Genomic DNA, 23,134 nt, shown 5'->3' with positions numbered 1-23,134 from the left:
TCCAAGATGGATGACTCGTCCCCGGACTTGAGGTAATGTCGCTTTTGCACGGAACTGGCCTAATAGGTCTCGCGTCCTATCGATTGGCCCTGGAGAATACTGTTTGTCAATTTCGAATGAGGGTATCGGGGTTGAATCTTCACTCCGGTAATAGTGGCGACACTCAGGGGTGGTACAGCCGGATGCCTGCCGGACCTTGGTAAGATATGTGTTGTATCGGGAGGCGTGGCTAGATATTATTTTAACCCCGGTCGCTCCACAATCTGGGCAGGTTAGTTCGTCTTTCGAAGTCGCGGTGGGTGTCTCAGAGTCGCTTGACATCTTTTTACTAGTTTCCGTCTGATTTGTCCGGAATCTCTGTCGGAGACGACACCTCTGCTGCTGGCCTGAATTCTAGTGTTTGCGTCTGAAGCCCCTGCCCTTCTACCTCAACCTTAACCTGAGAGGAATCTGTAGTCTCGACTACGACGACATTCCGTCCCTCACTGAACCAGTTTTCTGGGAGTGTGACTGTCTCGTTCTCGACGAGCTGCCCATTGACGAGCGCCGAATCGGGTAACTGCTTGGAATTGACTTCACCGGACGCAGAAACGACATATATCGTTGGGTTGTTGGTCTGCCTTGGCTCACTACTGTGACGGATGACTGTTTTTAGTGCTGGTTGCGCTCCGTTGACTGAGCCTGTTGCTACATCGATACTATTCTCACCGGGCTGTAGAGAGTCAATTGCTATCGATTGACCGTTCCCGCCTAACGGGCCGTCAGCGCTGAAGTCTTGGGGATATTTGTATTCTTTCCCATTGATCTCAACGGTGGCCTGTTCTGGGATATCTCGCTTCGTATAGGTGACTGTATAGGGAACGGACCCTTCGGCACTGCCGATTTCGAGTGCATCATTCTTCAGGTCCTGTGTCGGAATGTCACAGGAGACAGTCTGAGTGAGACCATCTGGGTCTCTGCAGTACTGCTTACCATTCACACCGACTGCTGCGCCAGTTGTCCCGGAACGCTCAGTGTAGTTCAACTGGTATTCGATATTAAGATTGTCAGCAGAAACTTCTATCTCGTCCATCCCTGGCTCAGTTTTAATATCTGAACTGGTGATAGTGACTGAATCACCGCTTCCAACTTTCTCCGTGCTGAACCCATCGCCAGCCCCTTTTACTGAGACGCTCTCTGGGGATTTTAATTTATAGACATGGGACTCCAGTTCGACGTTATCAGCGATTATCCAATCATCGGAAGTCCACCTATCAGCCTCTATCATCACTCTGTCACCAGGCTGTAGATCTACCGTCGAATTACTCCAGCCACCATCGTCTATACCGTAGTACCAACCTTTGTAATCCTTATATGGGGAGTCATAACTTTCGGGGTCCCTCTCTGCATGATATCGGTAGATTGTTTCATTGGGTCCATCTGCTCTGTCGATAAATACACGGACCTCGTCTTCGAACTCGTAGTGGTGGTGTTCACGGTCGTCCCCACTCCAATAAGAATCGTAGTTGTCGTAGTTGTACGAATAGTTCGACCTAATTTGGACTGTTTCTGTATCACTAGCCTGATACACTGCGGTTTCATTGGGGTCGCTAGTTTGAAGATCGACCTTGTCAGTTTGCCTATCGTAGGTCTTCTGAGAGGTTTTTAGGGTGAGATTGATATTATCTGGCGAGAGGTTTCCAGTGTTGTTTAGCGGAACAGAGCTCCCACTCAGTTGGCTGCTGCGGGTTTTGATGGTCTCCGTATAATTTTCTTTCAGGTCGACAGTGACGCGGCCGGGATCGCTGTTTCCTTTGATTGGGATTTGCGTCCCCGATGGGTCTGCCTGGCCAGTTTCGGTGATTTCTTCGGTGGCAGCGATTCCCTGGATTGTTAGTCGCTGTCGTTTTGGCTTCGTATTTCCGTCAATACCGGGTGAGACAGAATAGCTGTCACCTTGGTATTGTTTCCGAGTGGTCCCCTCAGTGTATACTCCTTTCAGTGTGACTTCGACATCGTCTGCGTTCTTGCTGTTCTTGAAGGTAACTGGTGCTGCTACTCGGGACCCCTGGCCTGCAATATTGATCGGTCGCCCTTTCGGAGGTTGGATAGTGATTTCATTGTTAGTAACAGCACCGTCCGATTCAAAGGCCGAATACTGACTACTACTGTTCTTGATCCGGAGTTCACCTGTCTCGCCCATTTGGAGGGTCGCGTTCTGAGTGGCCACCATATCAGTGCCTTCTGGTGGGTCGACGAACAGGTGGTGCTCACCTGCAGGTACCTCCTCGAAGTGGTACCGCCCCTCAGAGTTCGTAGTGGTCGTCCGGGGGGTTGAGTAGAGGTGAACAGTTGCCCCTTCGACGGGCTCCCCGTTGGAATCCACAATCTGCCCGGTAATTTGTGAGGTGTTTTCGGAGTCTTGACTGTCGCCTGAAACCAGTCCTCCATCGTCGTCCGAACTGAGGAGACCTCCATCATCTGAGTCATTGTCAGTTAGGTCTCCATCCGAATCATATTCAGTGAGAGCTTCTCGTAACTCTCCCCGTTCAACAGTAGTGATAGAGTCCCCATCAGGTGATTCGTTTCCGTACTGATTGTAATATTCTAATAGCGCAGAGCGGGCATCGTCCCGCGTGTCGAAAAGGAAGGGAGTATCTGAAATAGTCGAGTCGCCGTCTAAGTAGACAACTTCCCCGTCGATAACGGCCGCAACAATGTATTTGTCCTTGTGCTCGAATATTTTCCAATTCGTCTGATTGATGAGATTCTCGCTAGTTTGAGTCGGTTCAGGATATGCGTCTGGGTCCTGATCGTGCTTTGTTTTCCACGCAAAGATAGCGTCCTCGGCAGCACCGACTGAATCGAATGTATGTGGTTGGAGAGTAGTAGAACCGTCTTTTTCTAAGTACGTCACATTCCCATGAATCTCACCAGCGACGAGATATCGCTCGCCATCAGCAGACTCGTAGATTGTCCACTCACCCTCTGTTTTGACGGCGGAGAATCCACTATCTGATTCAGTGATATTTTCATAGGAAATGTCTTCGGCCTGGGCGGTTCCGCCACCGTTTCCAGCCCCTCCAAAGGGAAGCCCTGTTGTGAGTAAAACAACTCCGGCTATGGCGACGATAATGACTAATCCAGCGATTTTAAGATTGCCCCCTAAGAGCTCCCCAATCTGTCCTGCAAGTGGAACAGATGAATACTGCTTTTTCACCTGTTCTGGCGGGACGCGACCTGGGTCTTCACGGCCGCTATCGTAATTCCTGCAACTGGAATTTGAGCAAGAAGAAGCGTATATGACTTCTTTCTTATCGCTCCCGCTGAACTGGGAAGCGTAGCTTTCTGATTTTTTTAGCCCCTTTGTCCAGCAGTGTGGACAAACCATTTCGCTTCTCGACGTTGTGCTGATTTCTTCGAGAGATGTGTTGGCCACTTTAACCACCCATTATTGTCATTTCAGCCTATGTCATCTGTCAGCGGTGTCGTTTCGGTTGAACGATTGGAGGTAAAATCACATTAACAGATGTCTAGGATTCTGTTATCCGTAATAATTGTACTCTTTACTAAAAACTTCTGTAAGTACTGTAGTCACGCACCGAAAATGCCCTATCTGAGTCGTAGAAACGGAGTCTAGCGAATTACAAATAGTAGAGATTGAGATATGTAGAGCTTATTTCTCTGTTCTCAAATTGCATGAAGGGGACCAAACGATTCAATTGCCACAGCTGTGGTTCGGAAGGAAGTCTGCACTCGCGTAAAGTCCACGCACAAAAACCGTGCATACGACGAAACGATACGCAGGATTACTCAACTGACTTCTTCTATGCCGGAGTCCTCCACTACTTTAATAACACTGCCAATATCGTCCCCCTCCAATTCTGGGTGTTCAGCGGCGGGGCCAGATACTTCGACGAGACGTTGCCCGGAATAATTGTCATCAAACCCGAAAAGTACTTTCAGTAGAGGGCCAGTCTCCCAAACCCCTGCTTCCTTCTCAGATTTAGTTAAGAAATTGTACCTATCTGAAGACAGTGTTTTCAAAACCGAACGCTTCCCAGTATCGGACATATCTGGTTCCAACACCACGGTAAATGTTCCGTCCGGGTTCTTTGTGATATCCTCGTCGCTTCTGTATTCTTCCTCTGCAATCAGATCCATCGCTTCATCGTATGTTTCCACTTTGTCAGTTACTTTGACATCAAGATTGTTAATATTCACCTCACCATATCTGTAGGCCATAAGGAGTACGTTTTTCCAGACTCTGTCCCTTCGGCGTTCATGCTCCATGTAATAATTGGAATTGCTGAGTTTATTTAAACCCAATGGCCGACATCGCCTCAGTTTTTTCTTAATATCACCTTGCGGAAGTATTATAGGCAGAATACTGGGGCGCTATCTTGGATCGAAGTCGCTTGGTTCTTGCTTCCCCAAAATAATTGTACCAGGTCGATTCAAGTTATCACAGATAATGTTTGGAACCGAGTGGTTAGAGACCCGGAGCGACGAACGAATACTTGTTCATACGCATCCCTCACGGTGGCTCATGATCAAACAAGTCATTTTGTCAGCATTTATGGCGATAAATTTGATGATGCTGCTGTTTTGGGACGCTACAAAGGGTGTGGAGATTTTGGGCTACAACGTTAGGCTTCTCATTGCGCTCAGCATTCCACTGGTATTTTTCCCAGTTGTGACTGCCCAACTCCGACGCATATCTACGCACTACGTTATCACAGAAAAGAATCTCTGGGCGAAAAGGAAAATATTTGCCAGAAATGTAGACCCGACTGTTCTTTCTCGGGTGCAGGATTGTCGATATGAGCAAAGCTACATTGACCGTATTGTCAATAAAGGAGATGTTTATGTTGAGACGGCCGGGACAGGCGGGACAGATGTAGTGCTCCGGGATGTGCCCCACCCATCCCGAGCTGCTAAATTGATTCGTGAGCGGATCACCGAAGGGGAGTCTCGACGGGCAGCTTCACCCCTGTAGAAGTCCTCCGAGTCCCGGTCCGTGAAAGAGTTCCATTCTGAATTTCATGCTAGTCAGTAGCGATACCGTACACGTACAGGAACACCGCACATCCCAGTATGAGGTGCTGGAATGCCAGATGTGGTTCCAGAGGTAACGTGGTGGATGGGAGGGCTGTCCATAGTAGGATACCGACACAACTGCTCACGAGCCCATTCCACACTATCTGTGCTGGAAGATTGTCTTTCCAATCTTCCCGATTGCGAATCCATCCAATATTTAGGATACTGAGGGCTGGTGTCAAGAATAAGTACCAAGAGGCACTCCAGATTGAGATTAAAACTCCGTTTGCGGATGGAGTGGCAAACGGTAGTCGGCTGGTTTCAATTCCGAGCAGGGCAGCGGGTGACGCTGGTTGAAGCGGGTCGGTGTGTATGAGATATCCGGCTACGACCATACCGATGCCAAGTGTCACCACCTGACCCTTGTACCCGAACACAGTGTGGGCGATATTTCCAGTGAACTGTTTGTACCCTCGTTCAATGGCGAACACCACAGGAATTGAATAAACGAATAAGATCGGGAAGAACTGTAACGACGCATAGAACAGTTCAGGGACGGATGTGACGGCGATAGCATATGTGAGTGTATATACTATCAATAACAGGAGGTCACCCAGTGGGGACCAGGTGTCCATATCGAATTGTTCACTGGGCGAGTGCATTGCTTCGCCCCATTGACTGCCACCACGCTTCACGTTGTAGAGGGTCGCTCCGACATATCCGGATGTGACTGTCGTGATGACAGCGGCTCCTTGTACCCAAGATAGGGGCTGATGAAATGCGCTAAGTAAGATTGCAGGCGTTACCCCGATGATACTTGCGATCACCGCGGTCTGGCTTTTCCATTGTCGCAAAACCCCAGTGAATTTTTCTCCCGAGTATGTCAGTGCGGTAAGGAGTTGGTCAGGCACTGGCTGGAACGACCCCTCTCGTATTCTTCGTTCCCGATCCTCATTGGGCTTGAGAAACCCATCACAGACAATAAGAATATAACCGACAAGATAGCTGACTACGGAACGTTGATATCTATAACCGAGGGGATTTCCCCACTCGTCCGCCCAACTTGACTGACTCTCCTGCGATTCTGATTGTGATTGACTGCCCGATTGTGATTGGCTACTGGACTGTGATTGGCTACTGGACTGTGATTGGGTGCGAGATTGGGTACGAGAGCCAGACTGTGTCTTAGTTCCTTTCTCCGATTGCTGGTTCGACTGGGACTGAGATTGCTTGCCTGCTTTTCGACGCTGGCGATCTGAGCGCCAGTCAGAGGTATGTGAATCTCCAGTCGTTTTCGTGTTATTTTCAGACGTGCCCTCCCCTGGCTTCTGGTAGGTTTTTTGCTTGCGTTGGTATCGGGAAGAGCGTTGTCGACTCGTTTTTGACTTGTTTCTCGATTCTGTTTGGTTGTTCTGTGTAGAGTGCTGGTGACTGCGAGACCGGTGGCTTAGGAGGACCTCCTTGGCCTTCTTCGCCTGGAGAAATTTTTCGGTAGCGTCTGGGTCGTCAGAAACGTCTGGGTGATGCGATTTGACTGCTGTTCGGTAGGCGTCTTCAATTTCGTCTTTAGTCGCCCCTTCTGAGACACCGAGAACCTTGGCTGCGGTACTACTGTTCATATAGAGGGAATTCCTTCAGTCGTGGAGAGCTGGCAAATCTGACTGCACAGACTGCATGTCGTTTTCACTGAGTTCAAACTCTGCATTTATCTGAATACCTTCCCTAGTATTGTGTTGTTCGTCGACAGCCTCAACGTGGATGATGCCGTCAGCATCGATCTGAATACTCATTCGATGACTGGCTTCGTCTCGCTCCTTCGGTGGATATGGACCGAGAGTGAATTCGTCTACTAATTCGTTGCCCTCAATCGTCCCAGCTTCTCCTTGGTAAATTTCGAACGTTGTGTGGGTCTGATAGTCCTCAAGCGGCGTGGTCGATATTTCTGTCTCGGCTGGAATCGACTCGTCTTTCATGATGAGGGGTTGGAAGTAGGTCTCTTTGGTCTCAAAATGAGCCATTTTCACACCGATTGTTTGTGGGAGGACGTCCAGTAAGACAGGCTGCGAGTCGCTCCCAAGGACAGCCTCGTTTGATGGGGAATCCGTCTTAGGAGTGATATTCGCCGACTCAGATGATGGAACAGGTATTTCCTGACTGATACAGGCCTGTGCTGTAGCCCCTAACGCGACGATGGTATCAGGGTTGATCCCCACCTTTGGTTCTTGACTGAATAGACGCTCTACTGCGTTCTGGACGGCGGGCATTCGAGTTGCCCCACCGACCAGAATCACATCGTCAATGTCTGTGGGGGTGATACCAGCGCCTTTCAGGAATTCTTTTGTGATGTCCAGTGTTTCCTGAGTTGGGCCAGCGGTTATCTGCTTGAAAGTATCCCGGGTGAGCGTCTTCTCGAAGTTGGCTGTACTACCGTCCTCCAATTCAACGTACGGAAGCGAAAATGAAGTAGAGGTCAGCGATGTCAGCTCGTGTTTTGCCTTCTTGGCGGCTTCGAACAATCGAGATTCTACTGTTGTGTCGGATACGTCTGGCTTGCTCCCGTGACTTTGTTCTATCTGGTCAATCAGCCATGAAACGATGAGTCCGTCATAGTCGTCTCCGCCGAGATCGGCATTCCCGTCGACGCCTTCGACTTCAACGAGCCCGTCACTGATATTCACAACAGAGCAATCGAACGTTCCGCCGCCAAGGTCGTAGACGAAGACAGATTTTTCCGAACTAGCCTGAAGGCCGTAAGCGAGGCACGCTGCGGTTGGTTCAGGGATAATCCGGTCAACGGTGATACCAGCTATTTCTCCGGCTTTTTTTGTTGCCTTCCGCTGTTTCTCTGAAAAGTATGCTGGGACCGTAATGACCGCATTTTCGATCGGGCGGTCCAATTGTGCTTCTGCGTCTTGAACGAGTTTTTTCAGGATGAGCGCACTGATGCCTTCTGGGCGGTGGGTCTCATTTCCGAGAGGGAACGTTTCGTCATCCCCCATGTGTCGCTTGATGGACTGGATGGTATCCTCAGGGTTGCTAACAGCCCGGTTCGCTGCCTGCTTCCCAACGAAGACTTGGTTCGATTCCCAATCGTAGCTGACGACTGATGGTGTTTTACGGTCTCCTCGCTTGTTTTCGAGAATCTCGAAGTTGCCGTTGGTTGCAGTGGCAATCACGCTGTTCGACGTCCCAAGGTCAATGCCGATTGGAGGTGGAGTTTGAGTCATAGGAATACGAGAATTCGAGCGTCTATGATTGCATTACCTACTGAATACTCGGCCAAGTATTTTTATTTTATAACAAACTAAATGGTAAGTCAATGGCATACATTTTCCTCTATATCGCATCCTCAGAAAGTGTGAGTAGCTTGCGAAATGGGGATGAGCTTGCATGTCGGCTTGCCCGAGGTCGTGGGTTGTCCGAGGTCGTACGCTCAGTCGAGGATGGGGACGAGGTGACTGAAATCTTGGCTTCAGAACGGGGGTACGTCACAATTGAATCCGGCTACATGATGGAGTTCGTTGATGAATCTGATACTCATTTGCCTGCTGTAGATGTGGCGAAAATGAATGACCGCAGGGCCTACAGAGTCCCTTCAGAGGCTGTCGAGTCGCTCCCAGCACATATCCTCAGTGAACTGGAAGAGCAAGAGTATGTGCGAATACGTGGGGAGTACAACTCCGACGGCAAGGAGTTTTCAGATGTGTCATTGGGGTGGCACTCAAACGACAAGTCGCCGTGGGACCTGATGATGGAAGAACTGGACCGACGGGAGGTAGTCAATCCAGTTCTGGACTACCTGGTGTTTGAGCACGGTTCTGATCGGTGGACACCCGAAGCAATTGCTGAGGCCCGTGGTGTTCAACCGGAGACGGTTCGGGACAATATCCAGAACATTCGCACTACAAAGGAACAGGACAGTAGTTGATATTTATAGAGGGCAGCGCCCTCCCGATTTGTTACTGCTGGTTTTGCTTTTCGGCCCTGTACTGTAGGTATTTTTCCTGTTTGGACTGAGGCTGCGAAGATATGAGACACTCACCAAAAATATAGAACCAAGAAAAGAGGAACCCGCCGAGGAAGATTGACGGTGCCCACCCCTGAACGAGTTCGACTGTCAGTCCGAACACGGCGATTGAGAGGAAGTTTCTGAAGACATATCCGGCAGAGTCTGTCTTATCCTTCATAAGCTACAGAAGTGAAATTGTTGCAATGTTATTTGTCTTTGATGAGTTCCTGTCGCGAAGGGCCTCGTGGGTGGGGACCTCGGAAGACATCGTCACAGTTGGAGCACTCCCAGATTCCATTGTGTCCGTCATGGCGCTCTTCATAGACGATATTCTTACACTCAGCTGGCTGGGGGCCACAGTTCGGACAGTGGACTTCGATTGTCTCACCGATGTATTGTTCATTCCCATCACCTGCCCCAGTTGGCTTCAACCCAACGCCAACTACAATCCAGCCGTTTTCTTCTATAGAGGTGGCGTGGCTCCGGACCGCTGATTCAGACGCAAGCTGCTTGCCCCATTCATTGTACGCGATGGATGTTCCCTCTTCAAAATTAGAGTCAGCCACGATCAGGTCTAATGCGTCGGCGGCTTCGTCTGTGCCTAATTCGATAATCGCGTTCCTGCTGGACCAGGGGGTTTCGGATATCGCGAGCGGGAGCGACTCAAGACCGATAGCGAGGTCGTAAGTATCCTCCTTGTCGTGAGCGAAGAGCGGATCTGGTTTGTCTTCTCGATTTTTGAATGCAGCAGCGGCTTTTGAGAGAGCAATATCGTCGTTAGCTCCATCGACGATGGCGACTATGACGTGGGCTTCCGTCCATGTCCCATCGCCGCTGAAATAGCGCTGAGAATGTAATTGCGAAAGTTCAGAGTCAGTCAGCATTGCCTGGACGGTTTCCTTATTATCTGTCCCGGTACGATTGTCTTTAGATTCGTTCATGATAGTAGATATTCCGAAGAGAATCTTACACTTAATTCTAAGCCTTAATTAGGGGGTTGCGAGAGACGAGTATGGATACCGGTGTTAGTCAAAGAGACACTGGTTACGTGCTCGGCCACCCGTGAGCGTTGCTTGGTCATCCTCGACGTCAGGGAATAGTTGCTTCTGTGTTCCAGTGTCTTCGTCGTCGCCGTTGCGACGATTTACCCGGCGGTCTGCTTCCATTTCTCCGTCGGGGTTATCCAGTTTCGGGTTATTGGGTCGTGCATCTTCCTCAACCCCAAATTCTTCTAGACCTTCTTCACCGTCGTCTGGAGCTCCCTTTTCTTCTTCACCGTTGAGGTTGTCGTTTGCTTCGGTCGCCTCAGTTGGAGACGATTGGGTCGGTTCGACACCGTCGACGAGGGACGCCTGAAGTTCTTCTTCAGACTCCTCGTCAGTTGTCTGTTCAACCGACGCTGCATCACCACTGAGGGTTGATTGCGACTTACTTTGAGACATAGCGCACACGAGCGGCTGGACCGAATACGCTCATATCATAGGTAGACATAGTATGGGAGAAGGTGAGAGAATGCCCCCGCGACAAAAAAGCCCAGATTATACACAGGGTTTCCTGCGGTAGTCACACCAATTCGAACGTGGTTTTCTGAGATGGGTTTCCAAGGCCGGATGAGGAGGGTCCCTCCTGCCGTTGACAGGGTATCTCCAAATAGGTGTGAGAGAAAGCCGGCGAAGGCGGCCATATAGAGTAGAATTGTGAGGGCCAGATTTCCTAGCAAGGATGGCTCAGCCACGGCAAAGGATGTCCCTGAAGTTACCGTGATCGCGGCGTGGAAAACCGCGAACAGGGAGCCAGCAACGAAAATTGAAGCAAAGACCCCGAACACGACGGTATGAGTCCATCCGTGGTGTTGGAACGGAACGACCGGCTTGTTATCGATATCAGGGATTAGGCCTCCAGCGATTCCAGCCAACCCTACGAAAGGGGCCCACAGCGTGAATCCACCCTCCAATAATAGCAGGGCCAGCACCGATGTCGACAGAAGTCCTAGACCGAAGTGACCTTGCTTATGCATTATTCAGGCAATTACCAGTTACTATCCAAAATAGTTGTGCTGGACAGGTTCGAAATGCAGCGACCTGGAGTCGAGGGGCTTAATTGGCCATCTCCCACGGGTTTTCCTTGATTGTGATATCATAGGTTTCGACTGTGAGGTCTTCTTCCAGGTGGTCTCGAGGATAGTAGGAATAGCGCTTTTCGTCTAGGATCCACGTTACAAACCCGTGCGTGTAGGTTTCGAGAATGACTCGAACCTCTTTGCCGATACTGGATTCTCGAATAACGGCGTCGCCAATAGCGACTGTGACGAATTCCTCGTCGCCTACATGGACTCTGATTTCGGTTTCTTTTGCAGCGTTCCGAGCAGGGCCGAGTCGAGGGATATCTTGCACACGGTACTTATCTTTGAGTTCGTGATGTTGGGTGGGTTCACTCATTTGTAGAAAGTGGCTCGCAATTCGCCAGAGCTACTGAATACTCGTGGCCGCGCTGCTCTTGAAGCGGACTACAGCCGGTCTGCCCGTTGGAAGTGCCATAGACCTTGAGGCTCCCTTATTGGGCCTCCGACGGTGTCTTCTGGGGTGCGTTGATGATCGTTATCGTCTGACTGGGTTTCGCTTTCTGGGACAGGAGCTGCTGTAGACCGTATTTCAGTTGTCATGGATTTTGTAGTCGGGTGTCACGGTTGCGAGACGAGTGTGGGTTGTGTTGATCGTCAGTTCGATTCGGCTCCCATCGATACTCGGTTCTTCGAGATGGTAGGTCGTCACGACTGCGACCTCTTCAGTAGAGCACCCGTAGCATTCCCAGTCAAATGAGTAGCCGATGACGATGCCTTCACTGTGACTCTCTCCGATTTCTCGCGGGTCGGTGAATGATACTTCGACGTCCATTCCAGACTGCGGCGCCGTAATCTGTTCTGTACCATTTCCTCCCGGCACCGAATGGGGGTCCAGTTCCATAGCTCCAAGAGAGTATAGATCGCCACGTTTGATTCTGAGTTCAGTTTCGGACTCTTCGCCGGATGGCTCACCTGTAAACTTGTGGTATTTCGACCGGCGTTTGGTCAGCGGAGGTTGCAGGTGCTCTTCCAGGGAGATTGGAGTGTCTATCGTGTTTTCTCCAGATGCTTCGTCTGGGATATTGCCGGATAGATATGCCCCGACGCGGCGGAGTGCAGTCAGAGCAGTCGGATTTTCCTCTTCAACATCAACTTCTCCGGTTGGGAGTGAAAGGGGGACCGTCCGACTGATTGAGTCAGTCCGGCCAATAGGGGTCGTCGAACAGAGTAGAACGCCTTCATCTCCGATGAGAACCCACGGGTATTGACCACAGGCAATGATGTGATAGTTGCTCCGGTTGTACCTGCCATTGTCGATCAGGACCCGAAGGGCTCGTTCTGCGGCCGTCCCATCAATTCCGTACCCGTAGGCCTCAGTTAGCAGGCCATCGATACAGCTCAGGTATGGCTCGAACTCGCTGAACCCAGAGTATGTGTCTGGAATCTGTAGCAGTTTGTCTCCGTACTTTTCGACGTATCCCCCGAGGTCGCCTCCAGAAACCCAGCGGACTTCGTGAGTTGCTGCAGTATGAGTTTTCCCACCACCGTATCTCCCCCGGTGTCGGTGGGTGGTGAGTCCGTATTCCGTGTCTGGGGCTTCCCACTTCCCGGTGTTCTCTCGATTCGGGGGCTCAGTCAGGAATGCTGCCTTTGCTATCCCCGTGAGTCCGCCCGTAGGCTGTGCATCGCCGCTACCAAAGTTACTGAGTGTGGTTGTCATGTCGTCAGAATACTCCTGAGTGATTTGAGTCGATTATCACTCTCACGACCGCAGGAGTGCTGAATACCATATCGGAGACGCTGCTCCCGCAGGATTCAGAACTGTTCTTTGCGACTATGTGCTGCGTTCCGAAGCCGCCTCAGATATGATTCAACGAGGTTGCTGATTCGGGTTAGTGATGATTCGACTTCGGATTCAGTGTTCCCGAGGGTCGCAAGTTGATGAGTGCGGTCTGGAGGGGTGAGGTCAAGAACCATCGCGATTGCCTTTGCAACGCACTCCATCACGAGGCGGTGCCGGGCTGCTGGCTCTCCCTTCTCATCGTAGTGGGCGCTGAGCAGGTGATATTTTATCAGGACCCTGGATCTGATGCCGGGTCTACTATCTTTGACTGTGATGGTGGGCTTGAACGTCATGACGTCGCGAGTGATTTCACCGCCCCCGTCGAAACTCGCTTCATACGGTTTGACTGTTGACAGTTCATACTCGTCCGCATCTACTAATCGCTCCACTAACTGCTCTACAACAGCCGCAGACAGCGACGAGAGGGGAATACTGTACTTCTGAGGCAGGCCAGTAAACGATTGAACCTGGGACTGGTCGAAGTAGGCACTGGGCCGTGTACCAACAACGCCTTCGGGCCAATACTCCGGTGACCCCGCGAGGTGGTTTTGGCAGTCCACCTTCCCGGACTTGTGATAGTTGGCTGTATTCCCGCACTTCGGGCAGGCCTTTCCAGTGATAGGCTCCCAAATCCAGATTGCTGATTCACCCCGCCTGATAGATGCCCCTGCCTCGTTCCATGTATCAGGACTCTGTATATAGGTTGCTGAGGGCTGTTGGCTTTGAATTAGAACTGTGTTCCGCCAACTATATTTTGGAAATCTAGCCTGAGTCTGGAGCCAATCCCGAATGAACTCCTTTTGTTCGGGAGTGAGCTCTTCATCAGAGTTGTGAGTGAGTGTCTGGACGAACAGTGATGTCACTGAACTCATCAAGTCTTCACGCTGCTCAGTATCTGGAAACGAAACTGGGAATGAACTGAAAGCAGGACTGTCTGTATCTACCGAAAGGGACCGTAACATTTCGTCCGAAGCGGTATCGATTTTCGAAGGCATTAAACTGAGAACAGTGACAGCGCAGGACTACCTGTGGCTTGCGAACTCACGACTTGCGACTGGTGGGCGATGTTCAATCGGCCTGAATCCGCGGAGCGAGCAGCGTCTCCACTTCCGCATGGGAGTCTGCAACTCCGAAGTAGATCTTGATTGGGAAGTCATCGCCAATTTCGATTCGGGCAGTTTCTCCCTTGGGGATCATCTGATTGATTTTCTTGAGGTAGTCCAGAGAGAAGAGCGAATCACCCTCGCCACTGGCTTTGATACTCTCCACACCGTCGACGCTCGTGAGGTCCAAGTCGACGTCGTCGGTGTCGCCGTCTGCATGGATGCTTGCTCCGTTTCGGCTGTAGGCGAGTCCCATATGATCTGAAACCATATCGGAGGCCGTTACTCCACGGTCCAGAACGCTCGCCTGCATCTCGATTTCGCCCTCCAGCTGCAGGTCAGGGATAGTCGGTTCCTGACGGATTGAATCAGGGTCGATGAGCGCCAGCGTGTACTCGAGGCCATCGACAGTTACCGTCAGTTTGCGCGATGCGACATCGAGGTCGAGATGCACGGTGTCGTCAGAACTGCCGACAGAGAGCACATCGACCATCCGGCTGAGGTTGATGCCGATGACACCTGGATCTGCCTGATAGCTCTGGAACGCTCGGGTGCTCATGTCGAGGTCGACCATCCCAACGTTTGCGGGATCAACTGCCCGGATGGCGATCTGGTCGTCACCGATACGGAGTTTGGCCTCGTCGACGAGTCGGTTCACCGTCTTGAAGACACTCTCCAACCGGGAGAGCTCGATGGACGCTTCGAAGTGAGCGGGCGTTTCACGGAGGTCATACAGGCCCTTGCTGTCGTCTGCGTCCTCCTGCTCGTCTGTGGCTTCCTCCCTCTCTTCTTCCTGCTCGTCCGAACCGCTTTCTTCGGCCACTTCAGCATCCTCCTCACTGTCCGCGTCGCTCTCCTCTTCATCGCCCTGGTCGTCCGACTCGGTCGCTTCTTTGGATTCACCGTCGTCGCCATCGACGTCGTCTTCGGTATCGGTCTCGACGTCTGGTTCTGCCGGTTCGCTCGGACCAACAGGGCCTCCAGTGGGGAGGGTTTCAGCGTCGGTTTCGTTCAGGCTCTCAGCCGTTGATGGACCGACTCCATCAATCTCTTCCCAGTCTCGGCTGTTCGAAATCCCCGCACGGAGTTCTGCCCAGCTGCTGACGGCTTCGATGAGTTCGCCCGCCGGCGAAGCCTGGATATCGATGGAGTTCTGGAGTTCGTCGATGGTGAATGGAGTGTCGGTGCTACTGTCGGCTTCTGCTGATTTCGTGGACATAACTAATCACTTGAACTAACTGCAATACTGCACACTTGTGCTACTCAGCCCAATACCTTCTTATTGGAGTCGTCAATCCGACCGTATCGCGGCTATTCAGATGTGGACTGACCAGCACAAGCAACTGCTAATCCCCTCACTCCGGCCGTGATCACTCAATACTTTCCAGACCGGCCTTCGGTATTGAGTACACTACTCGGTCTTCCTCTGGACGTACGACTGCTCGCGCTCCGGAGGAATATCGTGCAGGAGCCCATGAGCGCTGAGTTCTGCTTCAACTGCATCAAACATCTTGTCGGGGGTCTCCTCCTCGATGTGTTCGTCGAACAGGTCGGGACAATAGAAATGGTCGCTGAAGATACTTTCCCGTATAGCCCGAATCTGTTCCCAGTTCGGCTCCGAACTATACCGGTTTGACTTGTCGTACTGGCCGTTTGTAATGAGGATGGCAGCGTAGATGCCCTGGCAGATTTTCCGGGCATCTGAGGCGTACTCACAGTCAGCATTTGGACAGAGCCACTGCTGATAGCCTAGAACGTACACCAAAGCGTTCAGTACACTCGCGGGGACGGCCTGAGTGCGTCTATACGTCACAACGCTGTCGGTACTGTCGTCTGTGTCGATTTCTGAGAGACTCATAGGTTTGAATCAGTTGTGTGGTACGGTTCGGAAACCCCATCAACACGGCTATAGACTAGCCCGTATAGGCTATCTACTCAATACAAAAGCGTTCAGAGGATACGATTCCGTTCTATCAAGGCCAACTCTACTGTCGAGGGGGCTCTACACCTACTGCTCTGGCGCGACTCGTGGGAGATTCGGCTTGCTGATCCGTTCGACTTGAGCCTCGAACCACGGGGGCATATCGTGCTCTGCATTCTCGAACACATCGAGCAGTGAGGAATCAGCTAAGTACGTCGCCCCGTAGTCATCGGGAGTCCTGATGATACGACCGCAGGCTTGAATGACCGTTTCGAGAGCGTTCCGATAGTACCAGTTCCACCGACCGTCTTCAAGTCGCGTCGCTACGGCGGAGTCGCCGGTATTCAAATAAGGGGCCTTGCAGATTACCTGCCACCGAGCGAGGTCGCCGGATAGGTCGAGGGCTTCCTCCATCTTCACCGAGAGGAAAACGTCGTTGCCGTCCGATGCTTTCCAGTCTGCCAGTTTGGCATCCCGGTTCTCCTTCCTGTGCTGTCGAACCCTCTCCTCAACGCCGAGTTCTGCCAGTCTATCAGCCAGCTGTGCCTGAATGTCGTATGAGTGGCAATGGATGAGCCCTTTCGTATCCCTGTGTTTCTGCATCACCTGAGCAATTACCTGGGCGATTTTTGGAAGCGTCTCATCCCGGTCATCCAAGGTCATTTTCCCTTGGGTAATGTCGTACAGCATTCGGTTTTCAACAGGAAACGTATGCGGGACTTTGACCATCGCGACGTCGCTTGGTGAGAGGCCCATTTTCCGGCAGAAGGCGTCCTTGTTGAGTATCGTCGCAGACAGGAGAGCGAATTTGTTCCCTCGGTCCCAAATGGTGTGCTTCAAATATCGTTCTGGATTGAGTGGCTTGATCGATATCTGGCCGTGGTCGTCTGGCTGATTTACTACCCATTCTGTGTCCCCATCCTCAGACCTGAAGTCTGCTGTGAGCCAACTGATGTCTCCCCGCAGCCGATATATTTGCTCTCTCTCGGCTGTCTCCTTGCTATTGAGTACTTCCTTGGTGCTCAGTTCATCAAGCCGCCGTTCGCTGATAGAGTAGAGATGTTCGCAGAACTGAACGGCGTGCTCGAGGCCTTTGATATCTGGAACATCGACTTGCTCCCAGAAAGGCACTGTCGTCGGGGAGAGACTGATTGTCCCATACATTTCTGCCCACTTGCCGAGACCGTGGGCTTCGTCGATTACGACGACATCCCGCTTGCCGAACAACTCGCTATTGGCAGTCTGCATAAAATACGCCAGCGTCATCGCTGCGATACGGCTGTCCGCCGCTGTTGCCCGATCGGTAAAATAGGGACAGCGATTTTTTATATCACATTCAAATCCTGACTCTCGAACGCACTTTGCCCGACTAACTGGAGTGTCAGTCTGGCCGGGAAGGATGCAGTTGTAGTTATTCTTCCCCCTGACGATGCAGAGGTCTTCTAGTAGATCGTCGTCAGCGACGTCGTCCAACTGCGACACTTGCGGAGTCGTATAGAATGCATCGTATGACTGTTCTTCCTCGCTTTCGACACTGGTGCGGGCACAACCCGCTATTGCTCTGGCGAGCAGGGATTTCCCGCTGCCAGTGGGCGCTTGCACGAGAACTATATCGGCCCCCTCAGCGAAAGCGGCCTGAATGTCATTGAGAGCTTGTTCTTGAGCCCCCCGGTAGCCTGGGGCGGGGAACTCCTCATGAATCCGGGAGGGAAACACGCTATCAGGTATAATATTTTGATGGGTTAAATTTCCTCGGCTTTGAGCGGTGACAACCGATAGACGCTCTTCGCTATCATTTACCTGTAGAGCGGACAATTGAGCTGGCTTTCGAGTGGGGTTATAGAGAATCAAGGCGAATACACCCGCCTTTCGGTGAGGAGGGAGTGTTCCGACGACTGTCGGAACCGAGTGACGAACAGGCGGGTGATGAAGCCGACACGGTGAGCAACAATCCACCGGCTACACTACTGCTGGATATTCCATGATATTTAAAAGCAAGCAACTCATAACAATATATAACGGATGCCGACAACACGCCGCACCTACGTCTGTCGTATCCAGAACCACTCGCAAGTAGCTGGTGCGCTCGACAGACACGGCTGGTCGGCATCCAAACTCTGGAATGTCGCTAACTACTACGCCCGGCAACAGTGGGACGAAACCGGCAAAATTCCTGACGAAAAAGAACTCAAGCGCGAACTGAAAACCCATCCAAAATACAAGGGACTGCATTCACAGTCCAGTCAGAAAGTTCTCGAAGAGCTTTCTGAAAGCTACAGTTCGTGGTTTGGCTCCGACGACGACCGGGACAACCCACCGGGTTACCGCAAAAAAAAACTACTATGATAGCGATGGCAACAGAGTCCACGAAGAACATCCACGCTCGACGGTGACGTGGAAGAAAAAAGGTATTCGCCACGATACCAAACACGAGAGAATCCGTCTGAGCAAAGGTAAAATCCACAAAGACGGACACGATTTCATCCTCTGTGAATATGAGACGCCGCCTGCTGTTGAATTGGGAAATATCCAGCAGGTGCGTTCTGTCTACAACAGCATCAAGAGTCGTTGGGAGTTACACGTCGTCTGTGAGACGGAAATTACCGCAGAGTCGCCCGGCAAGAAAACCGCAGGCGTTGACCTCGGCATCTGTAACCCTGCCGCGGTCGCATTTCCTGACGACGCCTTGTTGTATCCGGGCAACACACTACGCGAAGACAAGCACTACTTCCAGCAGGAAGAATACCAGTCTGAAGGACCTCGTGGCCCCTCGCAGAAAGCACAGTGGGCGCGTGAGAAGCTCTCACGGCGGAAAGGCCACTTCCTGCACGCCCTGTCGAAAGACATCGTGGAACGGTGTGTCGACCACAACGTTGGAACGCTCGTCGTGGGCGACCCGAGTGGTGTAGACGACGATGGCTGGGGGAGACACGGCAACAAGCGTCTGGACAACTGGGCGTACAAGCGGTTGATGAACCTCATCGACTACAAGGCCAGAGGGCGTGGCATTGAGGTTGAAATGCCCGACGAACACGGTACGTCATCGTCGTGTAGCGTGTGCGGACACGAGGATGACGACAGCCGTGTTGAACGTGGACTGTGGAAGTGCGACCGCTGTAATGTGGTCGCCCATAGCGACGTGAACGGAGCCGATAACATCAGACAGAAAACGCTACCCGTGACTCCTCCTTTGGGGGATAGCGGTAACGGCTGTTTGGCCCAGCCTCGCGTCATTCAGTTCAGCCGGACTTGCGGATTCCAACCGCGAGCAACCGCCGAGTGACGCGCAAACCCTAATATCCCAACGCTTGCGGTGCGGTCGGGATTCCTGCGTCTTCAGGCGCAGGAGGGGGTCAATCTACTTCTTCAAGACGCCTGCGGAGAATGCGAAGGACTGCATCTCTATTCCAGCGGGCTTCTTCAGCCTCGATGTATTTCTCAACCTCCGCTTTTGTGTGAAGAGTCGCTGCGAGACCGCGAATCGGTCGCATCGAGTTTACATCCAGATACTCGACGAAGTGCCGGGGACTATCCGTGTCATCTCCTGACCCGGAAGGTTGTGCTGTTGCTCCGCCACTGGACGATTGGCCACTGGTGATTGTCAACTGCGCCATGGATTCACTGTAGCAGAGAACTGAATACAGAACGCATATCCAATAAAATTAGACAGTTCGGTCGTTACAGCGTTTCTACAGACGAGATCACCGTCAACGGGGAGGTTACAGCATATACCTCGGGGACCGCCCCAACAGGAGGGAGCTGCAGACGACTAGGGACTTCCGAAAGAGGGACAATTCATTCCACTTCGAGAACTGCACCACACACTCCACATGTGAGGTGGTCAATAGACACGTCTGCGTCGTCGATGAAACATAGCGACGTACTTTCATCGACGGCACTCTCGTCTACATTCTGTAAGTCGGTTTCGTCAACCGTCATTGCGACAAATTGAGCAGGACTGTGGGTGACTGACCCGTTGAACACCTTATCGTGGCCGCACTCGGGGCATCCTGTTTCGACTGCGATTCCCATACCAAGGCTGGTGTGATAGACGCGTTCATATTCGAACTGGTCTGGAAGGCTTTCGTGAACTTTCTGCGCCACTTGGCCCATGACCTGTTCCCGATCGCCGTCGATATCCTCTTCGTGCTCTCTGAGTGCAATTGAGACTGCCCGCGTAACGTCGCCGGTGCGTTCTAATTTTTCGAGGGCGATGTTTGCGAGGGTTGATATTTGGTCTTCGTCGGGTTCATCCACCCGAGCCTTGGAATCTGGCTCGTGGCAAACACGTTTGAGTAGTTCTTGTGGGTCAACTTCTCCTTCGCCTATTTTCCGTAGCAGTTCAGAGACTGCTTCTGCCTCTGAGTCCGGAACATTGCTTCGTGGCAGTTCCTCTGTCTCTGATTCAGAACTGGATGTATCCATAGGTCACTCTGCACCAGACGCAATACTTTGGGCCAGTACCGGTTGCTGTAGATGATGTTGGCTGACTGCCGTGGCTGCAAGTTTTGCTAATGAATTAGCTAAACACGTTTCGAGCAGTCGTTTCGTCGGTAAACTGAGAGAGTTCACCCTGTTCGGTCATCGCCTCTTCAACGGTTTCGTACCCATAAAATTCCTCGATGAATCCCTCATTGGGAAGTGGGGACAGAACGTAGTTCAAGAGATACAGCATCGCCTCTGCAAATTGCCCTCTGATCGTCGAACTTTTGTCTCCTTTGGGGACGCGGAAATCGAACTGCTCCATTTCAGCGTCGATGATCGCATCATTCTTAATCGACAACTCAGGCGTTCCAATGTCTAGAGAGTCAAGGAAGTCCCGGTTATTTCGACAGGCTCGGATAATTTCGACTGAGGTGCCCACTCCGAACCCGTGGACGGTGACGTCATTGTGAGCAACCTCGTGGAACCGGTTAATCTCCTGAACTTGCATCTCGGGCGAGCTGAGTGATTGGAGACCGCCAAGGGCGAAGTGGTTGAACTGACTGTAGAAGGCCTCAAACTCGGTATATATCTCCTTGTAGGGCGGCTGGAGCACGATATATGGCTGAGCCTGACACTCTGACTCCTGATAGAGTGAGATGAACTCTTTGACCGACTCGTGTGTCTCGTACGGCTTGGAGACGTAGTCCTTTGGAATAACTGAGTCGGCATTGACTTCGATTGCTTTCTCGATGACGTCTGCATTGTCCACCGCGAGATTGTTCTTGTCACTGTCCACTATCAGTTCATAGCAGGCGTTCCGATGTCGGTCAGTGACGTATCCGCTGTGGCCCAGCGCATACGGGTAGAAATATCGGTCGCAGACAGAGACAGCAAAAACCTTCACGTTGGTGTTCGCACCGATGATTTCCATCTTGTTCGCTAATTCTTGGAACATCTCAGGCCCCCCTCCAGTCGTCGATGTGGGGCTCAAGCTCCCAGAGTTCAGCACCAGGGTCTAGATAATCCGTTGAGGAACCTGGCATGGTGACTACCCCGAAGTGGTAGAGCACTCCTTTGAACTGGCACACTCCCGCCCCACGATAAGACTTCGAGTCTTCCAAGAGGTCGTCTGTGAGCCCGTCTGGGCTATCGGCTACGGTGTCTTTCAGAAAGAGTTGTGAGGCAATACCCCAGTGGTCTTCCGCTAACCGAGAGACGAGTTCGGGCAGTGTTACTGGCCCAGATTGCTGAAGGATCTCGATAACTGGCTCGGTCCCATTATACCGTCGGGCAACTGTTTCTCCGAACCCGTCCCATTCGGGCCGCTGCTCGATAAACCGCCCTCTGCTGTTCTGCAGGTCTCTCAACTCTTCGAGATACGTATCAGGGTGGGTCTGCCCGAGAACCTCTTCTAGGAGTTCCCAACCCCAGGACGTCACTTCTCCATCGGTATCGATGAGGCCGAACGCCCGTGCCCCGAGTTTCGCTGCGCCGGCCATAGCTGTGAGATTCCCCATTACAAGGCTCCCAGTATCTCCTGGAGCAGCGATAGCTACAGGGACACCAACGTAATTTTTCGGATGGTTGAGACGGAGCCGAAGACAGGATGATTCACCCGACTGGGCGGTGCCTGATGATGAGGTGGCATGCTCCCTACTGACAGAACTCATTTGGAATCCCCCTCGTTCTCAATGTGGGACTGAATCCGCTGTTCTTCCATACGCCGTTCCGCCCGCTCGATCTTTGCATCTTCTTCGCGCTGCCGGTACATCTCTCCCGCACACATCCCCTCGTTCAGGCATCCGTGCTTGTGGTCTTCTTCCTGACCGATAATCTCTCCACAGTCACGACATTCTGGAGCGGGAGGTTGATTGTACGGTGCTCGAGGATCTGACTCAGCACCAGCTGGATAGTTGCTCATGACTTAGAACCTGCTACGCCAGCGACAGCTACTCAATACAATTGACCGAGAAGGTAGAGGTTTGCCTCGATATCGTTGACTCCGCTAATCCGTCGCTGAAGGGGCTGCAGGCTCTCTACCTGCTTGAACCACGCTATTAACCTCGAATCAGAGATTATCGGCACACTCAACGAGGTCCTCTTCAGTGGTCCACCGACATAATCGGTTACCGTCGTCTAACATCTCGAAAATAGTTGTCTGCATCCCGCTATACGGATTCTCACTTGTGACTCCGGTATCAACTTTTGCCAGATCAAGCGTTTCGTATTGGCGTTTGAACAAGTGTGTTTTCGAAAAGTACTCTTCACGGGCAGTGAAGTAGCCTTGCTCGACGAGGAAGCCACCCTGGGCGTGTTCGGCAACGCCTACAATAATATCCGTGTAATCAGCGAGCAGCCGGAACTTGAGATAGGTGTTCGTCCACTCGCTCCGAATGTCGACCATCAGGAATGCGTACGCACCGGGCTGCCGGTTGAAACGATCTTTCACGAGCTGGAGACGACGGATTTCGGGTTTCCCGTAGCTTCCAAGGACAAAATATGAATTCTCTGCTGAGAAGATTGGCGTGAGCTCAGCAACACTCTGTTTGAGCGCTTCGTACTCTTCCGGCGTGAGTGAGGTCTCGTGGAGATATTCGTCTGCTTTCTCGGCGAGTTCGTCGACAGTGACTGGATTCTCACTCATTCGAGCGTGACTTATCCCGTATCCTGCTTCAATGTGGCGAACACTTCAGTGACCACATCGTATTAGACCGATACGCTTACAGACGAAATACTTTTGCACGTACTACCC

Annotated in this window: 21 protein-coding genes and 2 pseudogenes; 3 read left to right on the top strand and 20 right to left on the bottom strand. The window is 51.8% G+C overall.

The features are described from left to right. Window positions 1-328: 328 nt before the first annotated feature. Window positions 329-3,418, bottom strand: coding sequence for a carboxypeptidase-like regulatory domain-containing protein (locus KZ498_RS23605; protein ID WP_312622073.1), 3,090 nt, complete (start codon window positions 3,416-3,418; stop codon window positions 329-331). 374 nt (window positions 3,419-3,792) lie between these two features. Further along, a complete protein-coding gene (locus KZ498_RS23600; RefSeq protein ID WP_312622071.1) occupies window positions 3,793-4,272 on the bottom strand; it encodes a hypothetical protein in 480 nt (159 codons plus the stop codon). 301 nt (window positions 4,273-4,573) lie between these two features. Between KZ498_RS23600 and KZ498_RS23595 the strand changes: the two genes are divergently transcribed. After that, window positions 4,574-4,978 carry a PH domain-containing protein gene (locus KZ498_RS23595; protein ID WP_312622069.1) on the top strand — a complete coding sequence of 135 codons (405 nt, stop codon included), beginning with the start codon at window positions 4,574-4,576 and terminating at the stop codon, window positions 4,976-4,978. Window positions 4,979-5,027: 49 nt separating this feature from the next. Here KZ498_RS23595 and KZ498_RS24825 read toward each other — a convergent pair whose 3' ends face one another. The 3 genes and pseudogenes from KZ498_RS24825 to KZ498_RS23585 all read right to left on the bottom strand — a co-directional run bounded on the left by KZ498_RS24825 (window position 5,028) and on the right by KZ498_RS23585 (window position 8,246). Then, window positions 5,028-5,930, bottom strand: a complete 903-nt coding sequence (locus KZ498_RS24825; RefSeq protein WP_396276196.1) for a hypothetical protein — start codon at window positions 5,928-5,930, stop codon at window positions 5,028-5,030. A gap of 531 nt (window positions 5,931-6,461) precedes the next feature. After that, window positions 6,462-6,638 (bottom strand): annotated as a pseudogene (locus tag KZ498_RS24820) (DnaJ domain-containing protein); the annotation flags it as partial. Between the two features lie 15 nt (window positions 6,639-6,653). Continuing rightward, complete coding sequence (locus KZ498_RS23585; RefSeq protein ID WP_312622065.1) at window positions 6,654-8,246, bottom strand: Hsp70 family protein; 1,593 nt, start codon at window positions 8,244-8,246, stop codon at window positions 6,654-6,656. A gap of 92 nt (window positions 8,247-8,338) precedes the next feature. Between KZ498_RS23585 and KZ498_RS23580 the strand changes: the two genes are divergently transcribed. Continuing rightward, on the top strand, window positions 8,339-8,947 hold the full coding sequence (locus KZ498_RS23580) for a hypothetical protein (RefSeq protein WP_312622064.1): 609 nt from the start codon (window positions 8,339-8,341) through the stop codon (window positions 8,945-8,947). A 31-nt stretch (window positions 8,948-8,978) separates the two neighbouring features. On the opposite strand, the gene KZ498_RS23575 is transcribed toward KZ498_RS23580, so the two are convergent. The 10 genes from KZ498_RS23575 to KZ498_RS23530 all read right to left on the bottom strand — a co-directional run bounded on the left by KZ498_RS23575 (window position 8,979) and on the right by KZ498_RS23530 (window position 17,673). After that, on the bottom strand, window positions 8,979-9,206 hold the full coding sequence (locus tag KZ498_RS23575; RefSeq protein WP_312622063.1) for a hypothetical protein: 228 nt from the start codon (window positions 9,204-9,206) through the stop codon (window positions 8,979-8,981). A 28-nt stretch (window positions 9,207-9,234) separates the two neighbouring features. Beyond that, on the bottom strand, window positions 9,235-9,969 hold the full coding sequence (locus KZ498_RS23570; RefSeq protein WP_312622061.1) for a hypothetical protein: 735 nt from the start codon (window positions 9,967-9,969) through the stop codon (window positions 9,235-9,237). Window positions 9,970-10,053: 84 nt separating this feature from the next. Beyond that, on the bottom strand, window positions 10,054-10,470 hold the full coding sequence (locus tag KZ498_RS23565) for a hypothetical protein (protein ID WP_312622060.1): 417 nt from the start codon (window positions 10,468-10,470) through the stop codon (window positions 10,054-10,056). A gap of 35 nt (window positions 10,471-10,505) precedes the next feature. Continuing rightward, a complete protein-coding gene (locus tag KZ498_RS23560; RefSeq protein ID WP_312622058.1) occupies window positions 10,506-11,045 on the bottom strand; it encodes a metal-dependent hydrolase in 540 nt (179 codons plus the stop codon). 79 nt (window positions 11,046-11,124) lie between these two features. Beyond that, on the bottom strand, window positions 11,125-11,466 hold the full coding sequence (locus KZ498_RS23555) for a hypothetical protein (RefSeq protein ID WP_312622057.1): 342 nt from the start codon (window positions 11,464-11,466) through the stop codon (window positions 11,125-11,127). A gap of 213 nt (window positions 11,467-11,679) precedes the next feature. After that, on the bottom strand, window positions 11,680-12,810 hold the full coding sequence (locus tag KZ498_RS23550) for a hypothetical protein (protein ID WP_312622055.1): 1,131 nt from the start codon (window positions 12,808-12,810) through the stop codon (window positions 11,680-11,682). A gap of 95 nt (window positions 12,811-12,905) precedes the next feature. Beyond that, on the bottom strand, window positions 12,906-13,805 hold the full coding sequence (locus KZ498_RS23545; RefSeq protein ID WP_312622053.1) for a hypothetical protein: 900 nt from the start codon (window positions 13,803-13,805) through the stop codon (window positions 12,906-12,908). Between the two features lie 196 nt (window positions 13,806-14,001). After that, window positions 14,002-14,772 (bottom strand): DNA polymerase sliding clamp, encoded by a 771-nt coding sequence (locus KZ498_RS24815; RefSeq protein WP_396276195.1) that lies wholly within the window; start codon window positions 14,770-14,772, stop codon window positions 14,002-14,004. A 675-nt stretch (window positions 14,773-15,447) separates the two neighbouring features. Next, window positions 15,448-15,894 (bottom strand): hypothetical protein, encoded by a 447-nt coding sequence (locus KZ498_RS23535; RefSeq protein ID WP_312622048.1) that lies wholly within the window; start codon window positions 15,892-15,894, stop codon window positions 15,448-15,450. A gap of 150 nt (window positions 15,895-16,044) precedes the next feature. Next, window positions 16,045-17,673, bottom strand: coding sequence for an ATP-dependent DNA helicase (locus tag KZ498_RS23530; RefSeq protein ID WP_312622046.1), 1,629 nt, complete (start codon window positions 17,671-17,673; stop codon window positions 16,045-16,047). A gap of 306 nt (window positions 17,674-17,979) precedes the next feature. Here KZ498_RS23530 and KZ498_RS23520 point away from each other — a divergent pair. Then, window positions 17,980-19,240, top strand: a pseudogene (locus KZ498_RS23520) (RNA-guided endonuclease InsQ/TnpB family protein). A gap of 512 nt (window positions 19,241-19,752) precedes the next feature. On the opposite strand, the gene KZ498_RS23515 reads toward KZ498_RS23520, so the two are convergent. From KZ498_RS23515 to KZ498_RS23495, 5 genes are all read right to left on the bottom strand, one after another. After that, a complete protein-coding gene (locus tag KZ498_RS23515; RefSeq protein WP_312622042.1) occupies window positions 19,753-20,382 on the bottom strand; it encodes a hypothetical protein in 630 nt (209 codons plus the stop codon). Window positions 20,383-20,476: 94 nt separating this feature from the next. Continuing rightward, the gene (locus tag KZ498_RS23510; RefSeq protein ID WP_312622041.1) at window positions 20,477-21,337 is read right to left on the bottom strand and encodes a hypothetical protein; all 861 of its coding nucleotides are present in this window, start codon (window positions 21,335-21,337) and stop codon (window positions 20,477-20,479) included. 1 nt (window position 21,338) lies between these two features. Then, window positions 21,339-21,899, bottom strand: coding sequence for a hypothetical protein (locus KZ498_RS23505; RefSeq protein WP_312622040.1), 561 nt, complete (start codon window positions 21,897-21,899; stop codon window positions 21,339-21,341). Window positions 21,900-22,048: 149 nt separating this feature from the next. Beyond that, a complete protein-coding gene (locus KZ498_RS23500; RefSeq protein ID WP_312622039.1) occupies window positions 22,049-22,303 on the bottom strand; it encodes a hypothetical protein in 255 nt (84 codons plus the stop codon). 147 nt (window positions 22,304-22,450) lie between these two features. After that, entirely contained in the window at window positions 22,451-23,026 is a 576-nt protein-coding gene (locus KZ498_RS23495) for a hypothetical protein (RefSeq protein ID WP_312622038.1), read from the bottom strand. Window positions 23,027-23,134: the final 108 nt, after the last annotated feature.

The organism is Haloarcula sp. 1CSR25-25, assembly GCF_032027985.1.
Classification (GTDB): domain Archaea; phylum Halobacteriota; class Halobacteria; order Halobacteriales; family Haloarculaceae; genus Haloarcula.
Note: the sequence above shows the minus strand (reverse complement) of the source record. Positions and strands in the feature narration are given on the sequence as shown.

Excerpts from the sequence above, each read along its gene's own strand:
- KZ498_RS23575 (WP_312622063.1), bottom strand. The coding sequence starts at position 9,206 with ATGAAGGATAAGACAGACTCTGCCGGATATGTCTTCAGAAACTTCCTC.
- KZ498_RS23500 (WP_312622039.1), bottom strand. The coding sequence starts at position 22,303 with ATGAGCAACTATCCAGCTGGTGCTGAGTCAGATCCTCGAGCACCGTAC.
- KZ498_RS23550 (WP_312622055.1), bottom strand. The coding sequence starts at position 12,810 with ATGACAACCACACTCAGTAACTTTGGTAGCGGCGATGCACAGCCTACG.
- KZ498_RS23495 (WP_312622038.1), bottom strand. The coding sequence starts at position 23,026 with ATGAGTGAGAATCCAGTCACTGTCGACGAACTCGCCGAGAAAGCAGAC.
- KZ498_RS23510 (WP_312622041.1), bottom strand. The coding sequence starts at position 21,337 with ATGTTCCAAGAATTAGCGAACAAGATGGAAATCATCGGTGCGAACACC.
- KZ498_RS23585 (WP_312622065.1), bottom strand. The coding sequence starts at position 8,246 with ATGACTCAAACTCCACCTCCAATCGGCATTGACCTTGGGACGTCGAAC.
- KZ498_RS23555 (WP_312622057.1), bottom strand. The coding sequence starts at position 11,466 with ATGAGTGAACCCACCCAACATCACGAACTCAAAGATAAGTACCGTGTG.
- KZ498_RS23600 (WP_312622071.1), bottom strand. The coding sequence starts at position 4,272 with ATGGAGCATGAACGCCGAAGGGACAGAGTCTGGAAAAACGTACTCCTT.
- KZ498_RS23505 (WP_312622040.1), bottom strand. The coding sequence starts at position 21,899 with ATGGGGAATCTCACAGCTATGGCCGGCGCAGCGAAACTCGGGGCACGG.
- KZ498_RS23580 (WP_312622064.1), top strand. The coding sequence starts at position 8,339 with ATGGCATACATTTTCCTCTATATCGCATCCTCAGAAAGTGTGAGTAGC.
- KZ498_RS23545 (WP_312622053.1), bottom strand. The coding sequence starts at position 13,805 with ATGAGTTCAGTGACATCACTGTTCGTCCAGACACTCACTCACAACTCT.
- KZ498_RS23570 (WP_312622061.1), bottom strand. The coding sequence starts at position 9,969 with ATGAACGAATCTAAAGACAATCGTACCGGGACAGATAATAAGGAAACC.
- KZ498_RS23560 (WP_312622058.1), bottom strand. The coding sequence starts at position 11,045 with ATGCATAAGCAAGGTCACTTCGGTCTAGGACTTCTGTCGACATCGGTG.
- KZ498_RS23565 (WP_312622060.1), bottom strand. The coding sequence starts at position 10,470 with ATGTCTCAAAGTAAGTCGCAATCAACCCTCAGTGGTGATGCAGCGTCG.
- KZ498_RS23595 (WP_312622069.1), top strand. The coding sequence starts at position 4,574 with ATGATGCTGCTGTTTTGGGACGCTACAAAGGGTGTGGAGATTTTGGGC.
- KZ498_RS23535 (WP_312622048.1), bottom strand. The coding sequence starts at position 15,894 with ATGAGTCTCTCAGAAATCGACACAGACGACAGTACCGACAGCGTTGTG.
- KZ498_RS23515 (WP_312622042.1), bottom strand. The coding sequence starts at position 20,382 with ATGGATACATCCAGTTCTGAATCAGAGACAGAGGAACTGCCACGAAGC.